Source organism: Pseudomonas lurida, assembly GCF_002563895.1.
In the GTDB taxonomy this organism is placed as follows: domain Bacteria; phylum Pseudomonadota; class Gammaproteobacteria; order Pseudomonadales; family Pseudomonadaceae; genus Aquipseudomonas; species Aquipseudomonas lurida.
In genome coordinates, this window is sequence record NZ_PDJB01000001.1 from 5,739,130 (window position 1) to 5,760,784 (window position 21,655).

Consider the following 21,655-nt stretch of genomic DNA (forward strand, 5'->3'; position numbering starts at 1 on the left):
TTACAATCGCGCTTTGTTAGCTGCCTAAGCAAGGATTCTCAATGCAAGCCGCCAACCCCCGCAAGGGGTACATACTGGGCCTGAGCGCCTACGTCATCTGGGGTCTGTTCCCGCTCTACTTCAAAGCCATCGCCAGCGTCCCGGCCGCCGAGATTATCGTGCACCGCGTGCTGTGGTCGGCGCTGTTCGGCGCGTTGTTGCTGATGGTATGGAAGCACCCTGGCTGGTTCCGCGAACTGCGCGACAACCCCAAGCGCCTGGCGATCCTGGCACTCAGTGGTTCGTTGATCGCGGGTAACTGGCTGACCTACGTGTGGTCGGTGAACAGCGGGCGCATGCTGGAAGCGAGCCTGGGTTACTACATCAACCCGCTGGTGAATGTGGTGTTGGGCATGCTGATCCTGGGCGAGCGCCTGCGCCGCTTGCAGTGGGTCGCGGTCGGGTTGGCTGCGGTGGGTGTGGCACAACAGGTGTGGCAGGTGGGCAGCTTGCCGTGGGTGTCGCTGGTGCTGGCGTTGACCTTTGGCTTCTACGGGCTGATCCGCAAACAGGCGCCGGTCAAGGCGCTACCGGGGCTGGTGGTGGAGACCTGGATGCTGGTGCCGATTGCCGTGGCGTGGTTGCTCTTCAACCCATCGGCCCACAGCGCACAGATGGCGTTCTGGAGTACGTCCGAAGCCTGGTGGCTGGTGGCCGCGGGCCCGGTGACGCTGATCCCGCTGGTCTGTTTCAACGCCGCCGCACGGCACTTGCCCTACACCGCCCTGGGCTTCTTGCAATACGTGGCGCCGACGCTGGTACTGCTGGAAGCCGTGCTGCTGTTCGGCGAACACCTGGCGCCGAGCACGTTGACCGCCTTCGCCTTCATCTGGGCGGGCCTGGTGGTATACAGCGTGGATATCTGGCTGAGCGTGCGAAAAAGCTGATCAAATAACGTACAAACCTCTGCAAGCCAATACACACGTGGCTTGCAGACATCCACCCCAAGGTTATCCACAACCTGATCCCCGCCATTTGTGCACAAGCCCTTGAAACTGCTCGTTTTTTGCTCAGACAGCGGAGAAGCCCGGCCGACGTGGGCTGGCGCCGGGTCTCTACAGGTTATCCACAGGCCCATGCAAGATTTCGATGCATAACCCTGTGGGCAGATCATTCCTCGTTATGCAGTTCCACCATCAGGTCGTCCGCCAGGGTTTCCAGGGATTGCTGCAAGTCATCCAGGGATAACGTCGCCGGCACCTGCAACAGCGCCTCGGCGGTAAACAACGGGTCACCGCTCATGGGCGCTGGGCGCACATCCGTGCTGAGACTCCCCAAGTTCACACCCTGCTTGCTCAACAAGGCCGTGATCTCGCGCACGATGCCCGAGCGGTCATTGCCCACAAGCGTCATCACAATCGACTTGGATGCCACTGCCTGGCCGGTGCTGCCCTCACCCACCAGCACACGAATGCCATGTGTGGACAAATCCTCCAGCGCGCCCACCAGGGCTTGACGGTTTTCCGCCGGCACGCTGACCCGCAGAATCCCGGCGAACTGCCCGGCCATGTGAGCCATGCGGCTTTCCAGCCAGTTGCCACCGTGGGCAGCGATGTTCTGCGCAATGCGTTCAACCACGCCGGGTTTGTCGGCGGCGATAATTGTGAGTACAAGATGGTCCATGGTGAAGCCCTCTGGAATTCAATCTACAAGGTGGACCCGGAAGGCCCCGATCACAAATCGTGTACCATTTTTATATTTATCTGGAACAATCCAATAGTTTTTTGAGAACATCCGGTTCTCCGCTGTGACCGTACGACCAAAGTGGGTCGCTAAACGACGTATTTAGTCTAATTTTCACAACCGCAAGTCATCATGTAGTATGCCCAACCGTGCACTACATAATGAAAATCTGAAAAAGCGCATAAGCTCCGCAGAGTGAGGCAAGCAATGACTGAACACGTTCAAGTCGGTGGCCTGCAGGTCGCCAAAGTCCTGTTCGACTTCGTGAACAACGAAGCCATTCCTGGTACCGGCATCACTGCCGACCAGTTCTGGGCCGGTGCCGACAAGGTCATCCATGACCTGGCACCGAAGAACAAAGCCCTACTCGCCAAACGCGACGATTTCCAAGCGCGGATCGATACCTGGCACCAAACCCAAGCTGGCCAGGCCCACGACCCGGTGGCCTACAAGGCCTTCCTGCAAGACATCGGATACCTGCTGCCAGAAGCCGCAGACTTCCAGGCCACGACCCAAAATGTCGATGACGAAATCGCACGCATGGCCGGCCCCCAGCTGGTAGTGCCGGTGATGAACGCCCGCTTCGCCCTCAACGCCTCGAACGCGCGCTGGGGTTCGCTGTACGACGCACTGTATGGCACCGATGCCATTAGCGAAGCCGACGGCGCCGAGAAAGGCCAGGGCTACAACAAGGTGCGGGGCGACAAGGTTATTGCCTTCGCACGCGCCTTCCTCGACGAAGCCGCACCGCTCAGCGCCGGCAGCCATGTGGATTCCACCGGCTACAAGATCGTCGATGGCACGCTGATCGTCAGCCTCAAGGGCGGCAGCAACAGCGGCCTGCGTGACGACGCGCAACTGATCGGCTTCCAGGGCGACACTGCCCAACCCATCGCGATCCTGTTGAAACACAACGGCCTGCACTTCGAGATCCAGATCGACGCCAGCACCCCGGTCGGCCAGACCGACGCCGCCGGCGTCAAAGATGTGCTGGTGGAAGCCGCGCTGACCACCATCATGGACTGCGAAGACTCGGTCGCTGCCGTGGATGCCGACGACAAAGTGGTGATCTACCGTAACTGGCTCGGCCTGATGAAGGGCGACCTGGCCGAAGAAGTGGCCAAGGGCGGCAAGACGTTCACCCGCACCATGAACGCCGACCGCGTCTACACCGGCGTGGATGGCAAGGACGTGACGCTGCACGGTCGTTCGCTGCTGTTCGTGCGTAACGTTGGCCATCTGATGACCATCGACGCGATCCTCGACAAAGACGGCAACGAGGTCCCTGAAGGCATCCTCGACGGCCTGCTCACCAGCCTGGCGGCCATCCATAGCCTCAACGGCAACAGCAGCCGCAAGAACAGCCGCACCGGTTCCGTGTACATCGTTAAACCGAAGATGCACGGCCCGGAAGAAGTGGCGTTCACCAACGAGTTGTTCGGTCGCATCGAAGACGTGCTGAACCTGCCGCGCAACACGCTGAAGGTCGGCATCATGGACGAGGAGCGCCGCACCACGGTCAACCTCAAGGCCTGCATCAAGGCCGCCAGCGAGCGCGTGGTGTTTATCAACACCGGCTTCCTCGACCGCACCGGCGACGAGATCCATACGTCCATGGAAGCCGGCGCGATGGTGCGCAAGGCGGCCATGAAGGCGGAAAAATGGATCGGCGCCTACGAGAACTGGAACGTCGATATCGGCTTGAGCACCGGCCTGCAAGGTCGCGCGCAGATCGGCAAAGGCATGTGGGCCATGCCCGACCTGATGGCGGCGATGCTCGAACAGAAAATCGCTCACCCACTGGCCGGCGCCAACACCGCCTGGGTGCCGTCGCCAACCGCAGCGGCGCTGCACGCGTTGCACTACCACAAGGTCGATGTGTTCGCCCGCCAGGCCGAACTGGCCAAACGCGAGCGCGCCTCGGTGGACGACATCCTGACTATTCCCCTGGCGCAGAACACCGATTGGTCCGAGGAAGAAATCCGCAACGAGCTGGACAACAACGCCCAGGGCATCCTCGGCTATGTCGTGCGCTGGATCGACCAGGGCGTCGGCTGTTCGAAAGTGCCGGACATCAACGATGTAGGCCTGATGGAGGACCGCGCCACCCTGCGTATCTCCAGCCAGCACATCGCCAACTGGCTGCGCCACGGCATCGTCACCGAAGCCCAGGTGCTGGAAAGCCTCAAGCGTATGGCGCCGGTGGTGGACCGCCAGAATGCCGGGGACAAACTGTATCGCCCACTGGCGCCGGATTTCGACAGCAACATCGCGTTCCAGGCAGCGGTGGAGTTGGTGATTGAAGGCACCAAGCAGCCTAACGGCTACACCGAGCCGGTGCTGCACCGTCGGCGTCGGGAGTTCAAGGCCAAGAACGGCCTGTAAATAAAAAGCCCTGATCGCGAGATCAGGGCTTTTTTATGGGGTCAGGGAGAGCGAGCCGGCCGCATCGCTGGCAAGCCCGTAAGAAAGTCAGGAGGCCATCCCCAACTCTCGCTTGACCATCTTCGCCAACTTCACGCTATCAATCGGCTTGAGCAGGAAGTCCACCACGCTCAAATGCATCGCATCAATCACGTCCGGCGCTTCCGCGTCCCCCGACATAATGATGATCGGCAATGCCGCACGCGTGGACTCGCGCACCTGGCGGATCAGTTCCAGGCCATTGCTGGGCGCCATGCGCAGGTCAGTGATCAACAAACCGATAGAGCTGCTGGACTTCAACAAATCCCACGCCGCCTCACCACTTTCGGCGGTCATGCAACGAATACCGTCCAGCCCCAGGATCTCCGCCAGCAATTCACGTGCGTCCTTGTCGTCGTCAACAATCAACACACGTTGTGGCGGTAAATCAGGCTCCAGCATCACGGCGCTCAGCGCCTCGCGCTCGGCATCACTCAAAATATCGTGGTCGGACATACGGTTCTCAGCAGTTCTAATCAATCTCCCAGCACACTCGTCAGACATCTGCGGAAGGGCGAACAATGTGCACTTCGTCGGAAAGTTTGCCTAGTGGGCGTTCTACGGGTTTTGGACGATAGTCATGTAAGGTTTTTCCCTAGGTGTGTGCCGTTTGTATCGACCTAGACTTACGTCCAATGGGCACCCGCTGCGCAGGAGTCGACCATGAGGGACGATAACGACAAAAAAAACGCGGTCACTGTTATGAGTAAAGCTGATGCCTTCGCCCAGGCGGGGAAAACTGCTGTGTTGCAAAACATTCACGGCACCCTGCAGTTCCTGCAACGCTTCCCGCCGTTCAACCAAATGGAAAATGCCCACCTGGCGTTTCTGGTGGAACAGTGCCAGTTACGCTTTTATGGCCCCGGCGACAGCATCCTCAAACCGTCGGGCGGGCCGGTTGAGCACTTTTACATCGTCAAGCAGGGCCGCGTGGTGGGAGAGCGGCCGGACAGCGCCGAAACCACCTTTGAAATCACCACCGGCGAATGCTTCCCCCTGGCAGCGCTATTGGGCGAACGGGCGACCCGCACCGAGCACAAGGCCGCCGAAGACACTTTCTGCCTGCAACTGAACAAGCCAGCCTTTATCAAGCTGTTCGCGCTTTCCAGCCCGTTTCGAGACTTTGCCTTGCGCGGCGTCAGCAGCCTGTTGGACCAGGTCAACCAGCAAGTGCAGCAGAAGGCGGTGGAAACCCTTGGCACTCAATACTCGCTGAACACTCGCCTCGGCGAATTGGCCATGCGCCACCCGGTTACGTGCAGCCCAACCACACCCCTGCGTGAAGCCGTCACGCTGATGCATGAGCAACAGGTGGGCAGCATTGTGATTGTCGACGAGCTCAAGGCGCCCTTGGGGATTTTCACCCTGCGCGACTTGCGCCAGGTCGTGGCGGACGGCACCAGTGACTTCAGCCAGGGCATCGAAGGCCATATGACCCAGGCGCCCTTCTTCCTCACCCCGGACCACAGCGCTTTCGATGCGGCGATTGCCATGACCGAACGGCACATTGCCCATGTGTGCCTGGTCAAGGACCAGCGCCTGTGCGGCGTGGTGTCCGAGCGCGACCTGTTTTCCCTGCAACGGGTGGACCTGGTGCACCTGGCGCGCACTATCCGCAACGCACCGCGGGTGGACAACCTGGTGGCGATTCGCGGCGAGATCGGCCAGTTGGTCGAGCGCATGCTGGCCCATGGCGCGTCGTCCACCCAGATCACCCACATTATTACGCTGCTCAACGATCACACCGTGTGCCGGGTGATCGAGCTGACCCTCGCCGAAAAAGGCGACCCTGGCGTGCCATTCAGTTGGTTGTGCTTTGGCAGCGAAGGTCGCCGCGAGCAGACGCTGTACACCGATCAGGACAACGGCATCCTGTTCGACGCCCGGGACGCCGCTGAAGCGGCCGAGATTCGTGGCCGCCTGTTACCGCTCGCGCAGCAGATCAACCAGAGCCTGGCGCTGTGCGGGTTCAGCCTGTGCAAGGGCAACATCATGGCCGGCAACCCGGAGTTGTGCTTGTCGCGTGCCGAATGGGCGCGGCGGTTTGCGGCGTTTATCCGCGAGGCAACACCGGAGAACCTGCTGGGCTCCAGCATCTATTTCGACCTGCGTGTGGTGTGGGGCGATGAGCGTGGTTGCGAACAATTGCGCCAGGGCATCCTCGATCAGGTCGCTGACAACCGCTTGTTCCAACGCATGCTCGCCGAAAACGCGTTGCGCCAGCGACCGCCCGTCGGCCGTTTTCGCGAGTTTGTGCTGACGCGTAAAGGCAGCGAGAAGGCCACTCTCGACCTCAAGGTGCAGGGCCTTACGCCCTTTGTCGACGGCGCCCGCCTGCTGGCCCTGGCCAATGGCATCCACACCAACAACACCCTGGAGCGCCTGCGCCAACTGGTGGTCAAGGAAGTGATCGAGCCCCTGGACGGCGCGGCGTATGAAGAGGCCTACCACTTTATCCAGCAAACCCGCATGCAACAGCACCAGTTGCAGACCCGCGAGAACCAGCCGTATTCCAACCGCGTCGACCCTGAAAGCCTCAACCACCTGGACCGGCGCATCCTGCGTGAATCCCTGCGCCAGGCCCAGCGCCTGCAAAGCAGCCTGACGTTGCGGTATCAGCTGTGAGTCTGTTCAGTTGGCTGCGCACGAAAAAACCGGGGCTCGACAGCGCACAACAACAGCGTGTGGAGCAACTGCGCAAGCCGACGCCGCTGGGCAGCGAACCCTTGCGCAGCCAACGCTGGGTCGTGCTGGACCTGGAAACCAGCGGCCTGAACCTCAACCGTGACCTGGTGCTGTCCATCGGCGCGGTGGTGATCGAGGACGGCGCGGTGGATTTCTCGCAGATGTTCGAGCGCACATTGCAACGCGCCGAAACAAAACTCAGCCCCAGCGTCTTGATCCACGGCCTGGGCCCGAGTGCGATCGCCGCCGGCAGCGATCCAGTGGACGCCCTGCTGGACTTCATGGAGTTCGTCGGCGACAGCCCATTGCTGGCCTTCCATGCGCCATTCGATCAACACATGCTGTGCCGGGCGCTCAAGGACAGCCTGGGTTATCGCCTGGCCCACCCGTTCCTGGATGTGGCCGACATCGCCCCCCTGCTCTGCCCCGACGCGCCTATCCGCGAAGCGGGGCTGGACGACTGGATCAACCACTTCAACCTGCACGTGGGCGAACGCCATCACGCCAGCGCCGATGCCCTGGCCACGGCGGAGCTGATGCTCATCCTGTTCAGCCGCGCGCGCCAGCAGCACATCGACACACCACAGGCATTGCAAGAGCGTTTAAGCCAATGGAAACGGCGTAAACACGCGCCATCGTTTTAATGCCATCTCCCGACAGACGCTAATTGCGCCCACCCCACGGCTCTGACACAATCGCGAATAATTCTCGTTAGCTTAAACATCTCGTTTACTAGGTGATGCCTTGTCGTCGATCCAGAACCCACACAGTGAGCTTGTTGGCGCGTTGTATCGCGACCATCGTGGCTGGCTGTTGGCCTGGCTTCGACGCAATGTGGCCTGCCCGAGCCGCGCCGAAGACCTGAGCCAGGACACCTTCATCCGCCTGCTCGGCCGTGAGGAGTTGCGCGAACCCCGCGAACCCCGTGCGTTTCTGATCGCGATCGCCAAGGGCCTGCTGTTCGACTACTTCCGTCGCGCTGCCCTGGAACAGGCTTATCTGACCGAACTGATGCTGATCCCGGAAAGCGAACACCCTTCGCCGGAAGAACAGCAACTGATCCTCGAAGACCTCAAGGCCATCGACCGCCTGCTCGGCAAATTGTCGAGCAAGGCCCGTGCGGCTTTCCTCTACAACCGCCTCGACGGCATGGGCCACGCAGAAATCGCCCAGCGCCTGGGCGTGTCGGTGCCCCGGGTGCGCCAGTACCTGGCCCAGGGCATTCGCCAGTGCTACATCGCTCTGTATGGCGAGCCACAGTGACGGTGATCAGCTCCAAACCGGTTTCGGCCCGTGTACTGGATGCAGCCATCGCGTGGCAACTGTCCCTCGATTCGGGCGATGGCAGCGCGGTTGAGCGCGAAGAATTCGATAAGTGGCTGGCCAGCGATGAAGAACATGCCCGCGCCTGGCGCCAGCTGGGCATGCTTGACCAGCGTTTCAGCGTGGCCTCGGGCCCGGCGCGGGCCGCGTTATTGCAATCACGTGAAGGTATTCGCCAGCGCGTGCGCAAGCTGGGCAGTGGCCTGGCGAGCATTGCACTGGTCATTGGCCTGGCGCTGTTTGCCGGTGAGCGTTATGTGCCGATCCACTATTGGCTGGCTGATCAACGCACCGCCACGGGTGAGCAGCGCACGCTGAAGCTGGCGGACGGCACGCTGATCAATCTCAATACCCACAGTGCTATCGACGTGCGCTTTGATGAAAAACGCCGGCTGATTGTGTTGCAGGAAGGCGAGATCCTGGTGGAGACCGGCCACAACGACGCACGCCCCTTCTATGTAACAACCCGCGATGGCAGCCTGCGGGCGCTGGGCACACGGTTTATCGTCAAGCGCGAAGACGACGCCACGCGCTTGAGCGTGCTGCAATCGGCCGTGGCCGCCCAGCCCGAGGCGCTGCGCCAGGAGCAGATCTTCAAGGAAGGCCAGCAAGTGCTGATGCGCAGCGACGGCCTCGGCCCTGCGCTTGCCGTCACCCCCGCCACCGACGCCTGGACCCGCGGCATGCTGGTGGTGGACAACGCCCGCCTGGGCGAGGTGGTCGCGGAGCTCAGCCGTTACCGCACCGGTTACCTGGGCGTGGATAAAAACGTGGCTGACCTGCGCATTACCGGCAGCTTCCCACTGCATGACACCACCCTGGCACTGAACGCGCTGCTGCCCACCCTGCCGGTGCAGATCGAGCAGCACACGCCGTGGTGGGTGATGGTCAAGGGCAAGCCTTAGGTGTTGCGGTGCCTGGCCGACTGCCTTCGCGGGCAAGCCGCTCCCACACTTGAAATGCATTCCAGGGTGGGAGCGGGCTTGCCCGCGATCGCGCCCTGAAACACGCCTCAAATAAATATTTTCGTCTCGCCCTATCACTTTTCGATTCTCGTTCGGCACCTAGGCAATTGCGAAATATTTCCATTCAGGAGCCGCCCCATGTCCCGCACGCTAGACACTCTGTTGCGCCCCAGCCTGTTAGCCGTGGCCATTGCCCTCAGCGCCCCGCTGGCCAGCACCTCGCTGATCGCCGCCGAACAAGCGTCCAGCGTGCGCGCCTACAACCTGCCGGCGGCGCCACTGGCCAGCACCCTGAACCAGATTGCCAGCCAGGGCGGCCTGGCACTGACCCTCAGCCCGGCACTCGCCGCAGGCAAGACCTCGGCGCCCGTCCAGGGCCAGTTCGATGCACCGGGTGCGCTGCGTGAGGCATTGCGTGGGACGGGTTTGCAGTTGGAGCAGAGCAGTGCGGGGACTTATACCTTGGTGGCGGTTCCTGAGGGTGTCGTGGCGTTGCCTACCACCAGCATCACGGGCCAGGACAGCTATGAAAGCGCCTGGGGTCCGGTAGACGGCTACCTGGCCAAACGCACCGCCGCGGGCACCAAGACCGACACCTCACTGGTCGAAGCTCCCCGCTCGATCTCCGTCGCCACCCGCGAGCAGATGCAGGACCGCAACGTCCAGAACCTGGATGACGCAGTCAAATACATGCCCGGCATCGTGTCTTCCAGCTACGGCAGCGACACCCGCTACGACTGGATGCGTGTGCGCGGCTTCGAGCCGACCCAGTTCCTCGACGGCCTGCCACTGCCGCGTGGTGTGTATGCCAACCCGAAAGCCGAGACCTGGAACCTCGACCGCCTCGCGCTGCTGCGCGGCCCGGCCTCGTCGGTGTACGGCCAGACTCCGCCGGGTGGCTTGCTGGACATGGTCAGCCGCCGTCCCAGCGCTGAGTCAAGCAATGCCGTCCAGGTGCAATACGGCAGCGACAACTACCGCCAGATCAACTTTGCCAGCACCGGCAAGATCGATGATGAAGGCCAGTTCCTCTATGGCCTCAGCGGCGTGGTGCGCGATGCCGGTACCCAGGTCGACCATATCGACAACAAGCGCTACAACATCGCGCCAAGCCTGACCTGGAACATCGACCCTGATACCAAGCTGACCTTCCTGTCGCAGTTCACCCGCGACGATACCGGCACCACCAGCCAGTTCATGCCGATCCAGGGCACCAAGATCAAATCACCGCTGGGCGACGTGTCCCACCACAAGAATCTGGGCGACCCGGACTACGAGTTCTACGACCGTACTTACTACGCGCTGGGCTATGCGTTCGAACATCGCTTCAACGATACCTGGCAGTTCAAGCAGAACCTGCGCTATACCAAGTCCGAGCTCGACTTCCAGCAATTGACCGTAGGCTCCTATGCATTCTCCCCGGCTAATGCGGCGGGCGATATCACCCGGTCGACCACTAATGTGAATGAAAGCATCGGCCAATTCGCGGTGGACAACAACTTCCAGGCTGACTTCGCCACTGGCGACATCACCCACACGTTGCTGCTCGGCCTGGATCACCAACGCACCGATACCACCTATCGCGCGATCTACGGTACGGCGTCGAATATCAACATCTTCAACCCGATCAACACCCAACCGACGTTGCGCCCAACCGGCGTCCGCCCTTTTTACGACTACAACCAGAAAACCGTGCAAACCGGCCTCTACGCGCAGGACCAGATGGCCCTGGACAACTGGCGCCTGACCTTGGGCGGGCGCGAAGACTGGGTGCATCAGGGCACTACCTACTTCAACGACAACGATGCGACCAACACTGACCGCGTCAAACATTTCAGTGGCAACGCAGCGCTGAGCTACGTATTCGATTCGGGCTTCGTACCGTACTTGTCCTATGCCGAATCATTCCAGCCAGCGAGCAACGCCGATACTAATGCCACCAAGACGTTCAAGCCGACGGAGGGCAAGCAGTGGGAAATGGGCGTCAAGTATCAGCCGCCCGGCTCCAACACACTGTTGAGTGCGGCAGTCTATGACCTCACCCAGAAGAATGTGCAGGTGACCACCCTAGGTGCCGGGGGCCAGCAGATCAACAGCCAGACCGGTGAAGTGAAGGTCAAGGGCCTGGAACTGGAAGCCGTGTCTGACGTGACCGAGAACCTCAAGGTCATCGCCGCCTACACCCTGGCGAAATCCGAGGTGCAAAAAGGCATCTACAAAGGCAACCGCCTGACCTTGATGCCCAACCAGCAAGCCTCGCTGTGGACTGACTACACCTGGCACACCGGCATACTTGATGGCTTCGGCATCGGCTTTGGCGCCCGCTACACCGGTAACACCTATGGCGACCAGGCCAACACCTGGCTGGGCAAGGCCAATGCCTACACGATATTCGACGGTGCGGTTCACTACGACCTGGGTCGCCTGGACAACAGCCTGAAGGGTGCTTCGGTGAAGTTGAACGCCACCAACCTGTTCAACAAGGACTACCTTTCTACCTGTGATGGCAACTACTGCTACTTCGGCGACCAACGCAGCGTTGTCGCCAGCGCCACCTACCAGTGGTAATCGGCTGAGTTAACCACCAGGCCGCCCCAGTGGGCGGCCTTGGTGTGTCTGAAGGTTGAGAAAATGAAAAGCAAAACCATCCGCCGCTGGTCCTTTATCCACACGTGGACCAGCCTGATCTGCACGGTATTCCTGCTGCTGCTCGCCCTCACCGGCCTGCCGCTGGTGTTCCATCACGAGATCGATCATCTGCTGGGCAACGAGCCGCAATTGGCGCAGATGCCCGCCGACACCCCACAGCTCAACCTGGAACAGCTGGTGGCGAAGGCTCAGGCCCATCGCCCCGGCGAGGCCATGCAGTACCTGGCCTGGGACGAAGACGACAAAAACGGCGTGATCGCGATCATGGCCGCCACCGCCGGCACCGAACCCAACGCGTCCCACACCTTCATGCTGGATGCGCGCACCGGCGAAGCGGTCGAGATGCCGTCTGCCAATGGCGGATTCACCCTGTTCCTGCTGCGGCTGCATGTGGATATGTTCGCCGGCCTGCCGGGCAAGTTGTTGCTGGCCTTCATGGGGGTTCTGTTTGTATTGGCGATTATCTCGGGCACGGTGCTGTACCTGCCGTTCATGCGCCGATTGAAATTCGCCACCGTGCGCCAGGACAAATCCACCCGCCTGCGCTGGCTCGACCTGCATAACCTGATCGGCGTGGTCACCCTGACCTGGGCATTGGTAGTGGGCGTGACCGGCGTGATCAGCGCCTGCGCCGACCTGATCATCGCGGCTTGGCGCCAGGACAGCCTCAGTGCAATGATCGAGCCGTATAAAAACGCTCCGCCCCTGACCCAGCGCGCGCCAGCCACCGAGCTGCTGGCAATTGCCGCCAAGGCCGCACCGGGCATGGCGCCAGACTTTATTGCCTTCCCCGGCACGCGCTTTTCCAGCGAACACCATTACGCCGTGTTCATGAAGGGCAGTACCCACTTGACCTCGCACCTGCTCACGCCGGTATTGATCGACGCCAGTAACCTGGCTGTCACCGCCATCGCCGAACGGCCGTGGTACATGGACGCCATGGGCATGTCCCAACCGCTGCACTTCGGTGACTACGGCGGCATGCCGATGAAGATCCTCTGGGCGGTGTTGGATGTGTTGACCATCATCGTGCTGGTGAGCGGGATCTACCTGTGGATCATGCGACGCAAGGCAGGCAAGGCATGAAGCCAAGGCAATCGAATTTCTGGAAGGTGTTTGGCATTCCGCTGGGGATTGGCCTGCTCAGTGCCGCCGGGTTGTTTGCAGCCTTGCTCGGCGATGGGCTGTGGGATTCACTCAGTTGGGTCGGGTTAGGCATTCCCGCTGCAATTGGCACTTGGGCCTTGCTCAAACGGTGAGATAGATTAGCGCAGCCCTTTCTTGAGGAATGCCCATGTCCGCTCCCAGCATGACCTTGTTCCACAACCCCGCTTCACCGTTCGTTCGCAAGGTGCGCGTGTTGCTGGCTGAAACCGGCCAGCAGGACCGCGTCGCCCTGCACGGCTGCATGCCGACCCCGGTCAATCCGGATGCACACGTGGTGCAAGGCAACCCCGTGGGCAAGATCCCGGCCTTGCGCCTGGCCGACGGCAGCGTGCTGCACGACAGCCGGGTGATCCTCGATTACTTCGACCACCAGCACGTCGGTAACCCGCTGATCCCTCGCGACGGCTCGGCCCGCTGGCGCCGCCTGACCCTGGCCTCGATGGCCGACGGCATCATGGACGCCGCCGTACTGGTGCGTTACGAGACAGCCCTGCGCCCAGCGCAAAAGCACTGGGACCAATGGCTGGACGAGCAGCGCAACAAGATCCGTCGAAGCCTCGCTGAATTGGAAGCCGACGCCATTGCCGAACTGGCCAGCCACTTCGACATCGCCGCCATCAGCGTGGCCTGCGCCCTGGGCTACCTCGACTTCCGCCATCCGGATATGCAATGGCGCTCGGATAACCCGCAGCTTGCCGCCTGGTACGCCGAGGTCAGCCAGCGACCTTCGATGCTGGAAACCCAGCCGCCCGTGTGACGCTCACACCGACCCAATGTGGGAGCGGGCTTGCCCGCGATCGCGGTATGTCATTCAGCACATCTGTTTCTGAACCACCGCTATCGCGGGCAAGCCCACTCCCACATTGGTCGGTGGTGGTATTGAGGAACGTAACGATCCTTGAGGCTAAATGCGCCCCCACTTGCTGATCCTCACGCAACCCGATCATTGCACCGCCTCCAGGTCAAACACCAACGGTTCGGTGGCCTTGCGCTTGCCCACGCCATACCAGTCCAGTTTGCGCGTCAGCACCATCACCGTGCCCAGCAGGCCGAACAACAGCAGCGAGCCCATCAACAACGCGTAATCCTCGGCACTCAGCAGCCCGTACAACAAGCCATACAACGCCGCCAACCCCGCCGAGAAACCCAGGCCGTGGGCCACACTGCGCAGCACGTGACACACATAGAAGCCAATCAACGACACGCAGGCACTGGCAGAGAGGAGATAGGCCATGGCGAAGCCGATGTGCTCGGACAACGACAACAACAGCAGGTAGAAAAACGCCAGCGCAAAGCCCACCAAGGCGTACTGGACCGGGTGCACCGCCAGGCTCTTGAGCACTTCGAACAGAAAGAAGCCGGCAAAGGTCAGGGCGATGAACAGCAGCGCATATTTGATCGCGCGGTCGCTCTTGAGGTACTGGTCCACCGGGTCGATGAAGTTCACGCCAAAGCTGCGGTTGTTGAAGTCGTCACAGCCCTGCTTGTCCAGGCAGGTTTGCAGGGCCTGCTCAAGGTTGGTGGAAAAGAAGGAGGTCTGCCAGCGGGCGGTAAAGCCCTTGTCGGTCACCTCCCGTTGGGCCGGCAGGTAGTTGCCGACAAAGCTTGGGTGCGGCCAGTTGGAGGCCAGTGACACCTGGCTGGTCTTGCCCACCGGCACCACCTGCAGTTGCTCGGTGCCTTGCAGGCGCAGGTCAAAGGCAAAGTCCACGACGTAGGGCTTTTTGCTGTCCTGTTCCGGCAGCGCCACATGCACGCCCTCCCCCAACCAGTCCACCTGGGAGCCCGGTTCGAACTCCAGGCGCTGGCTGCCAAGCTCCAGCGTCAACGCGTTTTCGATGCCGCGAATATCGCTGATACCCACCGCCAGAAACGCCGGCTCAAAGCGGTAGTCGGAAAAGTCTTCGGTGATGCCCAACTGCGCCGGCAATTCGAAACGCCCGCTGATGCGGTTGTCGGCATGGAACAGCCGCGCCTGGTAGATGCCCCGCGCGCGCAGTTCGGTCTGTACCTGGCCGTCGAGCTCAAATCGGTCCGGCAGGAAATACAGGCGACCGCGCTCTTCACGGGTGACTTCGTAGCGCTTGTTGAGCTTTTCATTGAGCTTCCACTCGCGGACGGTCTTGCGATACGGCACCACCATCACCGGGCCGGTGAGGCGCTGGCTATAACTGGAACTGCGGGCAATGTCTTCCAATACAGTGTCGCGAGTGAGCTGGCGGTCGGCGATGATGCCGTTGATCATCAGCAACGGAATCAGCAACAGCAGGATCAGCAGCGCAATGGCGCCAAGTTTGAAAAGCAGGCTGCGGTTCATGGGGCTCTCCCTGTTTTGATGGGAAGAGTCTGGGCAGCCCGTGTGGGGGATTTATGTGGGTAATGTGGAGACTGTGTGGAGATGCAGCACCACTTGCACGCCGCCTTCGACATTGCCGATCTGCAACGCGCCGCCATGCAGCTTCATCACTTCCTCGACAAAATTGAGGCCCAGGCCAGTACTTTTGCGCCCACTGGCCGGGCGTGGCAGCGAATAGAAACGCTCGCTCAGGCGTGGCAGGGCGTAGTCGGGGATCGGCGCGGCCTGGTTGAACAGGCTCACCTGCACGTCGTTGTGCCGTGTCTGTGCGCTGAACCTCAGCAGGCCACCGGGCGCCGTGAAGTCCAACGCATTGTCCAGCAGGTTGCCCAGTGCCTGGCGTAGCAGGAAGGGTTCGCCATACACCTTCACCCCCGGCGCAATCGTCTGTTCGACGTGCAACCCGGCGCCTTCGATGCGCGCACATTGGGCCTTGAGCACGTCATCGACCATGGCTGCCAAGCCAATACTGGCCTGCTCTTCAAGGCCCTGGCGTTGCTCGACTTGTGCCAGGTTCAGCAGGCGCTCGATCAACTGTTGCAAGCGCGCGCTTTCGCTGTCGATATTACCGACGAAGCGCTGCTGCTGTTCGCGGGTCATATCGCCCTGCAACAGTTCTGCCGCGCCGCGGATCGCGGCCAGCGGGCTCTTCAATTCGTGGGTCAGGGTGTGCACGTAGTGTTCGACGTAGGCCTTGCCTTCCAGCTGCGTGCGCATGTGCTCCACGGCGGTGGAGAGCTGCTTGAGTTCACCGCCGCGGTAATGGGGCAACTCGGCGCGCCGGCCCTCGCTGACCGCTTCGGCATAGGCCGTCAGCCGTCTCAAGGCAACACTCAACCACCACGACAGCAGCGCGCCCAGCAGCAAGCCCAGAATCACCAGCCCGGCGCCGTACCAGAGCAGGCGGCGCTCCGTGCGGTCGACGTAGGGCTGCAACGAGCTGTTCGGCTTGGCCACGGTGACCACGCCGATGATCTGGCCGTTGTCACGGATCGGCGCACCGACGTGCATCACCGACGAAGTGGGGTCATCCAGCTCGCTGCGGGTGGAGCGCGCGCCGTACTCTCCGCGCAGGGTCAGGTACACATCGTTCCACTGGGAGTAATCCTGCCCCACCGCTTCGCCCATGGAGTCGAGCAGCACCGTGCCCTTGGCGTCGGTCACGTAGATACGGTGGTTGACCTGGTTCTTCGGCAGCCCCCAGATGGTCGCACCCGGCTGGCGATTGCCGTAGGCCTTGAGCAGTTCCGGCCAGTGGCTTTGGCCGAGGGTGCCGTTCTTCACGTCATCGCGCAGGATCTCGGCCAGCAGGTTCGCCGTGTCCACCAGGGTTTCTTCGGTGGACTGGCGCACTCCGGGACGGATTTCCTTCATCACGGTGCTGAGCACAAAGTAGCCAGTCAGGCCGATAAACAGCGCATACACCAGGAAAATCCGCAGCCCGAGGCGCATCAGCTGTTGCTCGGGCTGTAGCTGTAGCCGAGGCCACGATGAGTCTGGATCGGCTCGGCATCAGCGGCCACGCTGCGCAATTTGCTGCGCAGGCTTTTGATATGGCTGTCGATATTGCGCTCGTAGCCGGCATCCGCCGCCACGCCTACCGCGTCCAGGAGTTGCTCGCGGCTGAACACGCGCTCGGGTTGTTCCAGCAGGCTTTGCAGCAAACGGAACTCATGGCGCGTGAGGCTCAAAGGCTGGCCGCGATACGTAATCTGCATGCGCTCCAGATCAACCTGGAACACCGCGGGCGCAGCACCGGGGCCAATCCGCTTGAGGATCGCCCGGACCCGCGCCGTCACTTCCCGTGGGCTGAAGGGCTTGACCACATAATCGTCGGCGCCGATCTCCAGCCCCACCACGCGGTCGATCTCGCCATCCCGGGCACTGAGGAACATCACGGGCACTTCGCTGAACCGGCGCAGTTGCTTGCAGGTTTCAAAGCCTGTGATGTCCGGCAGGCCGATGTCGAGGATGATCAGGTCGGCCGGGGTTTGGCGCTGATGGGCCAGCGCCTCCTGGCCGAGGCTCAGCCAGGTGGTGGTAAAGCCCTCGCCTTGCAGGGCGAATATCAGCGTGTCGGCTATCGCCGCTTCATCTTCGACAATCAGGATATGCGGCATGAGGGTCCGTCAGCAGTCCGGTTTGTCAGCAGTGTAGCGACGGGCCGGGTTTACCGCAGCGCCGAATTCACGCAGGGCCTTGGCGCCAATCAGCAAGGGGTAGTTGAAGCTGCTGCGGTCGGTCAGGTTGACCTCGACGGTGCGCTTGACGTTGCCCAGACACATTTCCAGGTCGACTACCGGACGCTTGGCCACGGAAGGTTCGTCCTTGTCGTCGTCTTCGTCGGCGCGGCTTTTGATTTTGCTGATGCGCGACACTTTGTGCTCATAGACTTTGTTGGACGCCTCCTTGCCGCCTAGGCGAAAACGCACCCAATCGTCGCCGTCACGGGTGAAGGTCTCGATGTCACGGGCCGACAGCGAGGCGGTCAGCGCGCCAGTGTCCATCTTGGCCTTGAAGGTTTCGCCGATCTCCGGCAACTGGATGTATTCGTAGCGACCGTAGAGGGTCGGTTCGGCGGCCATGACAGGCAGGGCGGCCAGGGCGAGCGAGGCAAATAGCAGTTTCACGAAGTGATGTCCTCGGAAAGAAGTAGGCGGATTCTAGACCGCAAAAGCGGTGGTTAGTTAGCTCACTCAACCATACCCGGCACATTGTGAAACATTCGTACCGTGATTTGCGATTTGGCCTCTGGACTCGCCTTGCTTATCATGACCCGCCCACACGATTCCAAGAGTTACTTATGCGCCGACTGCTCACCGGCTGTTTTGTCACCCTGCTGCTATTGCTCAACACCTTGGTGCTGTTCGGCCCATTGATGGTGTTTGCCCTGCTCAAGCTGGTGGCCCCCGGTCGCTTGCGTGACTACATGTCATGGGCGGTGATGTGGATCGCCGAAACCTGGGCCGAGATCGACAAGCTGATTTTCTCGCTGTGCATCCCCACCCAATGGGATATTCGCGGCGGCGCCGATTTGCGCAGTGACACGTCTTACCTCGTCATCAGCAACCACCAATCCTGGGTAGACATCCCGGCGCTGATCCAGGCCCTCAACCGGCGCACGCCGTTCTTCAAGTTCTTCCTGAAGAAAGAGCTGATCTGGGTGCCCTTCCTGGGCCTTGCCTGGTGGGCGCTGGATTACCCGTTCATGAAGCGCTACACCAAGGCTTTCCTGGCCAAGCACCCGGAACTCGCGGGGCAGGACTTGAAGATCACCAAAGAGGCCTGCGAGCTGTTCAAGCGCCAGCCGGTGACGGTGGTCAACTACCTGGAAGGTACGCGCTTCAGCGAGGCCAAGCGGGCGCAGCAGGGTTCACCGTTCAGCCGCTTGCTCAAGCCCAAGGCGGGCGGCGTGGCGTTTGTGCTGGCGGCGCTGGGTGAACAACTGGACGCCGTGCTCGACGTGACCGTGGTCTATCCACAGCAGAAAATACCGGGGTTCTGGGATTTGATCAGCGGCGCGGTGCCAGAGGTGATCATTGATATCCGTACCCGCGAGCTGGATCCGGCGTTGTGGCAAGGGGATTACGAGAATGACCCGGTGTTTCGCCAAACCGTCCAGAACTGGGTCAACCAGCTCTGGACGGAGAAGGACGCGCGCATCGAGCAACTGCGCGCGGAGCGTCTTTAACTGCCGGTGCCCCATGCCTGGGCCAGCTTGCCCAGCACCGAGCTGCTGGCACCCTGGCCACCCAGGTATTGCAGGATCACCGGGGCAAACTGGCCGACCATGCCACTGTCCATGCCCAAGGCACTGAACGCGGTGTTCAGGTCGTTGGTGTTCTTCACGTTACCCAACAGGCCGTCGAGGCCGCTGGTCTTGCTGCCGCCGGCCTGGCCGAGCATCCCGCTCAAGGCCCCGAGGCTACCCAACGCATTGTTGCCCGACAGTTGGTCAAGGCCCGGCACGCTATTACCCAGCTGCGAATAGTCGTTGCCGCTCAGTTTGTTCTTGGCCAGGCCCAGCATGGCGCCCGTACCGCCCACCGCTTGTTCGGGGGTGATGTTCAGTTGCGAGGTCAGGGCGCTCAGCAACCCGGCCGTCTCGGACGACGGTGCGGCAGCCGCGGCCTTGTTGTTACCACCCTGCATGCCGGCAATCGCATTGGCCGCGTCCCCAAGGCTGAACCCTGCGGCGAACACCGGGCCGGCTGCCAGGGTCATCAGGCAGGAAAGGGCGAAACCGCGTGAAATCTTCATCAAAACAACCTCTGGGCGTAGGGGTGAAAGCAGGCGTTTGACTGGGCAGCCCGGGGGATTGTTCCCAGTGCATCCAAACCCGTCGCTGCTGCGTATATGCACCACAACCCCTCGAGGAAGACGGCCGTGAATGGAACGCGCGCGCAACCTGAACTAACCTCTGCCTGCCACCGCTTGCGCGCGCAGTCCCATCGCCCTGTATCCAGAGCCTGGAGAAGCCCTATTTCCACGTCCGACGCTGATCCGCTGCAGCCCTTGCTGGCCCAATGTGCGCTGGGCAATCGCCAGGCGTTCGAAACCCTCTACCGCAGCGTCTCACCGCGCTTGCACGGTGTAGCGCTGCGTTTCATGGGCCGCCAGGACCTGGCCGAAGAGGTCTTGCAGGAAGCCTTCGTGCGCATCTGGTACAACGCTTCGCGCTACCAGGCGCACCTGTCTGCGCCGATGACCTGGATGGTCAACATCACCCGCAACCTGGCCATCGACCAACTGCGCAAGCACCGTGAACAGCCGCTGGCGGACGGTCAGCAGGACACGCTGGTCGATGACACACCCAGCGCCCACGACCAACTCGACAACGAACGCGAGGCCCGCGCCTTGAACCGCTGCCTGGACACCCTGGAGGGCATGCAGCGCCAATCGATTACCGTGGCTTACTTCCAGGGCCTGTCGTGCGCGGAGTTGGCCCAACAGCTGGCAGCCCCCCTGGGCTCGGTCAAATCCTGGATTCGTCGCGGCATGGAACGCCTGCGCAGGTGCCTTGAATCATGAACTACCAGACCACCGCCCTGCGCCGTGCCCTCGCCGCCGACTACGCCATCGGACTGATGCCTGCCACTGCGCGTCGGCGTTTCGAGGCCTTGTTGCTGGAGGATGCGGCGCTGCGCGTGGAACTCGGCCATTGGCAGGACGCCCTGGCCAGCCTGACCGGCGCCTTGCCCGAACGACCGGTGCCCGAGCATGTATGGGACAGCATCAAGGCGCGGATCGAGCCGCAGGTGCTGCATTTGCCGGCAAAAAAACCCTTGTGGATGAACCTGCGCTTGCTGGCAGCGGCGTGCGTGGTAGTCGTGGCCGTGCTGGCGGGCGTGCTGTATCAACGAGACATCGGTGCGCAGTACAACGCCACGCTCGTCGCGGCCAACCAGCAACCGGCGCTGCAGATCAAGGCGTATGGCGACCACCTGCAAGTGGAACCCGTGGCACTGGCTGCGGTGGAACCGACGCACAGCCTCGAGTTGTGGGCGATTGCACCGGGCGGTAAACCAATCTCCCTGGGTCTGCTCCCCGCTGCGGGCAACGGCCGAATAACGCTGAGCAAGGCGCAACGAGCCTTGCTCTCCGCGCCGCTGACGTTGGCCGTGAGCCTGGAGCCACGCGGCGGTTCAGTGACCGGGCAACCCACCGGACCGGTGCTGTATCAGGGCCAATTGGCATCACTTTGAGCTGAACGGCAGTCAGGAACCCATCGCGCGAACCAGGGTCCATGACAGGACTTAAAGCCTTGCCAGGAAAAGCCCGATGAGCGCGACCCGTCCCCAAGTGATTGAGCAAAAGCCGCCTTTCTGGAGCCGCCCGCGCGTGTTCATGGGCGTCTGCGTGGCCATTGTCGCCGGCCTCGGCAGCGCGCTCTACACCCAAGACAACGTCAAGTCTGCTGCCACACTGGTGACCACTGCCCAGCAACCCGCGGCGCAGATCATGGCGCACAAGGATTACCTCGAAGTCGAGCCGATCGCCACGACGGCACCCGAGCCGGATCGCAGCCTGGAACTGTGGGCGTTGCCCGAAGGCGGCGCACCGGTGTCGCTTGGACTGTTGCCGGAAGATGGCAAAGGCATTATCGGACTCAACCCACGCCAACAGAAAAGCATCCGCAAGCCGGTGGAGTTGATGGTGAGTTCGGAAACCAAAGGTGGGTCGTTGAGCAAGCAGCCCACGGGGCCGACCGTCTACCAAGGCGCCCTCGCCAACCGCTGACACTCCAAAAAAACCAAGTGGGAGCGGGCGTGCTCGCGAATGCGGCAGGTCAGTCAAACGTGCTTCGACTTAACCAGCGCTTTCG

General features: G+C 61.7%; 21 protein-coding genes. 14 read left to right on the forward strand and 7 right to left on the reverse strand.

All coding sequences use genetic code 11. The features are described 5' to 3' along the window. The first annotated feature begins 41 nt into the window (after positions 1–41). A complete protein-coding gene (rarD, locus tag ATH90_RS26230; protein ID WP_034109717.1) occupies positions 42–926 on the forward strand; it encodes an EamA family transporter RarD in 885 nt (294 codons plus the stop codon). A gap of 223 nt (positions 927–1,149) precedes the next feature. Here the strand turns inward: rarD and ATH90_RS26235 are convergent, their stop codons facing one another. Next, the gene (locus ATH90_RS26235; RefSeq protein ID WP_034109719.1) at positions 1,150–1,662 is read right to left on the reverse strand and encodes a glycine cleavage system transcriptional repressor; all 513 of its coding nucleotides are present in this window, start codon (positions 1,660–1,662) and stop codon (positions 1,150–1,152) included. Positions 1,663–1,929: 267 nt separating this feature from the next. Here ATH90_RS26235 and ATH90_RS26240 point away from each other — a divergent pair, with 267 nt between their 5' ends. Then, a complete protein-coding gene (locus ATH90_RS26240) occupies positions 1,930–4,107 on the forward strand; it encodes a malate synthase G (RefSeq protein ID WP_098467477.1) in 2,178 nt (725 codons plus the stop codon). 87 nt (positions 4,108–4,194) lie between these two features. On the opposite strand, the gene ATH90_RS26245 is transcribed toward ATH90_RS26240, so the two are convergent. Then, positions 4,195–4,641: a response regulator gene (locus ATH90_RS26245; RefSeq protein WP_034109723.1), complete on the reverse strand. Its 447-nt coding sequence runs from the start codon at positions 4,639–4,641 to the stop codon at positions 4,195–4,197. Positions 4,642–4,887: 246 nt separating this feature from the next. Here ATH90_RS26245 and ATH90_RS26250 point away from each other — a divergent pair, with 246 nt between their 5' ends. The 8 genes from ATH90_RS26250 to ATH90_RS26285 all read left to right on the forward strand — a co-directional run bounded on the left by ATH90_RS26250 (position 4,888) and on the right by ATH90_RS26285 (position 13,731). Further along, a complete protein-coding gene (locus tag ATH90_RS26250) occupies positions 4,888–6,810 on the forward strand; it encodes a putative nucleotidyltransferase substrate binding domain-containing protein (protein ID WP_034110670.1) in 1,923 nt (640 codons plus the stop codon). After that, positions 6,807–7,514 (forward strand): 3'-5' exonuclease, encoded by a 708-nt coding sequence (locus tag ATH90_RS26255; RefSeq protein ID WP_098467479.1) that lies wholly within the window; start codon positions 6,807–6,809, stop codon positions 7,512–7,514. The genes ATH90_RS26250 and ATH90_RS26255 overlap by 4 nt, the downstream gene beginning before the upstream one ends. A gap of 100 nt (positions 7,515–7,614) precedes the next feature. After that, positions 7,615–8,133, forward strand: a complete 519-nt coding sequence (locus ATH90_RS26260; RefSeq protein ID WP_098467480.1) for an RNA polymerase sigma factor — start codon at positions 7,615–7,617, stop codon at positions 8,131–8,133. Next, positions 8,130–9,098, forward strand: coding sequence for a FecR domain-containing protein (locus tag ATH90_RS26265; RefSeq protein ID WP_098467481.1), 969 nt, complete (start codon positions 8,130–8,132; stop codon positions 9,096–9,098). Before ATH90_RS26260 ends, ATH90_RS26265 begins: the two co-directional genes overlap by 4 nt. Positions 9,099–9,296: 198 nt before the next feature. Then, the gene (locus ATH90_RS26270) at positions 9,297–11,726 is read left to right on the forward strand and encodes a TonB-dependent siderophore receptor (RefSeq protein ID WP_098467482.1); all 2,430 of its coding nucleotides are present in this window, start codon (positions 9,297–9,299) and stop codon (positions 11,724–11,726) included. 63 nt (positions 11,727–11,789) lie between these two features. Then, complete coding sequence (locus tag ATH90_RS26275) at positions 11,790–12,893, forward strand: PepSY-associated TM helix domain-containing protein (RefSeq protein WP_098467483.1); 1,104 nt, start codon at positions 11,790–11,792, stop codon at positions 12,891–12,893. Next, positions 12,890–13,066, forward strand: coding sequence for a hypothetical protein (locus tag ATH90_RS26280; protein WP_098467484.1), 177 nt, complete (start codon positions 12,890–12,892; stop codon positions 13,064–13,066). The genes ATH90_RS26275 and ATH90_RS26280 overlap by 4 nt, the downstream gene beginning before the upstream one ends. 35 nt (positions 13,067–13,101) lie before the next feature. Then, positions 13,102–13,731 carry a glutathione S-transferase family protein gene (locus ATH90_RS26285; protein WP_034109736.1) on the forward strand — a complete coding sequence of 210 codons (630 nt, stop codon included), beginning with the start codon at positions 13,102–13,104 and terminating at the stop codon, positions 13,729–13,731. Between the two features lie 186 nt (positions 13,732–13,917). Here the strand turns inward: ATH90_RS26285 and creD are convergent, their stop codons facing one another. The 4 genes from creD to rloA2 are packed head-to-tail and all read right to left on the reverse strand — an operon-like array spanning position 13,918 to position 17,960. Beyond that, positions 13,918–15,291 (reverse strand): cell envelope integrity protein CreD, encoded by a 1,374-nt coding sequence (gene creD / locus ATH90_RS26290; RefSeq protein ID WP_098467485.1) that lies wholly within the window; start codon positions 15,289–15,291, stop codon positions 13,918–13,920. A gap of 51 nt (positions 15,292–15,342) precedes the next feature. Then, the gene (creC, locus tag ATH90_RS26295) at positions 15,343–16,782 is read right to left on the reverse strand and encodes a two-component system sensor histidine kinase CreC (protein WP_034109741.1); all 1,440 of its coding nucleotides are present in this window, start codon (positions 16,780–16,782) and stop codon (positions 15,343–15,345) included. Next, positions 16,782–17,450, reverse strand: coding sequence for a two-component system response regulator CreB (gene creB / locus ATH90_RS26300; RefSeq protein ID WP_034109743.1), 669 nt, complete (start codon positions 17,448–17,450; stop codon positions 16,782–16,784). The genes creC and creB overlap by 1 nt, the downstream gene beginning before the upstream one ends. Positions 17,451–17,459: 9 nt before the next feature. After that, on the reverse strand, positions 17,460–17,960 hold the full coding sequence (gene rloA2 / locus ATH90_RS26305) for a retropepsin-like aspartic peptidase RloA2 (protein WP_034109745.1): 501 nt from the start codon (positions 17,958–17,960) through the stop codon (positions 17,460–17,462). A 173-nt stretch (positions 17,961–18,133) separates the two neighbouring features. On the opposite strand from rloA2, the gene ATH90_RS26310 reads away from it, so the two are divergent. Further along, entirely contained in the window at positions 18,134–19,021 is an 888-nt protein-coding gene (locus ATH90_RS26310; RefSeq protein ID WP_034109747.1) for an acyltransferase, read from the forward strand. On the opposite strand, the gene ATH90_RS26315 is transcribed toward ATH90_RS26310, so the two are convergent. Further along, positions 19,018–19,590 carry a DUF2780 domain-containing protein gene (locus ATH90_RS26315; protein ID WP_069078437.1) on the reverse strand — a complete coding sequence of 191 codons (573 nt, stop codon included), beginning with the start codon at positions 19,588–19,590 and terminating at the stop codon, positions 19,018–19,020. The two genes, ATH90_RS26310 and ATH90_RS26315, sit on opposite strands and share 4 nt — an antisense overlap. A gap of 126 nt (positions 19,591–19,716) precedes the next feature. Between ATH90_RS26315 and ATH90_RS26320 the strand changes: the two genes are divergently transcribed. From ATH90_RS26320 to ATH90_RS26330, 3 genes are all read left to right on the forward strand, one after another. Further along, a complete protein-coding gene (locus ATH90_RS26320) occupies positions 19,717–20,361 on the forward strand; it encodes a sigma-70 family RNA polymerase sigma factor (protein ID WP_069078438.1) in 645 nt (214 codons plus the stop codon). Next, a complete protein-coding gene (locus ATH90_RS26325) occupies positions 20,358–21,035 on the forward strand; it encodes an anti-sigma factor (protein ID WP_098467486.1) in 678 nt (225 codons plus the stop codon). The genes ATH90_RS26320 and ATH90_RS26325 overlap by 4 nt, the downstream gene beginning before the upstream one ends. A 76-nt stretch (positions 21,036–21,111) precedes the next feature. Further along, positions 21,112–21,570 (forward strand): anti-sigma factor domain-containing protein, encoded by a 459-nt coding sequence (locus ATH90_RS26330; protein WP_034109770.1) that lies wholly within the window; start codon positions 21,112–21,114, stop codon positions 21,568–21,570. Positions 21,571–21,655 lie beyond the last annotated feature (85 nt).